Annotated in this window: 1 protein-coding gene; it reads left to right on the top strand. The window is 31.8% G+C overall.

Features of this window, described 5'->3' with window-relative positions; all coding sequences use genetic code 11:
* On the top strand, positions 1-434 hold a 434-nt coding region (locus RV00_RS16025; protein ID WP_143141815.1), incomplete at both ends, for a restriction endonuclease subunit S.

Genomic DNA, 434 nt, shown 5'->3' on the forward strand with positions numbered 1-434 from the left:
AAAAATTCTCAAGGGTTAGACTTCCCTGCATACTCTGTAAGTAACAAAGTAGGGTTAATAGCACAAACTGATCAATTTGACGGCAGTAGATTGGACGATTTAGAAAAGAGTTCATATAAATTTGTCGAGCCAAATGAATTTGCTTATAATCCTGCAAGAATAAACGTGGGATCAATTGCCTTTAATAACCTTGATAAGACGGTGATTGTAAGTTCACTTTATGTTGTTGTAAAGATGTCGGATGATCTTGATAACGAATTTATTCTTCAGTATATAAAGTCTCCAATTTTTATTAAAGAAGTCAGACGTAATACCGAAGGAAGTGTAAGAGAATATTTATTCTATGAAAATTTTTCAAACATTAAAGTACCATATACGAAAAGTATTGAGGAACAAAAATTAATAGGTAAACTCTTAAGGCACCTAGATAACAC

This window comes from Enterococcus devriesei (genome assembly GCF_001885905.1).
GTDB lineage: Bacteria > Bacillota > Bacilli > Lactobacillales > Enterococcaceae > Enterococcus_A > Enterococcus_A devriesei.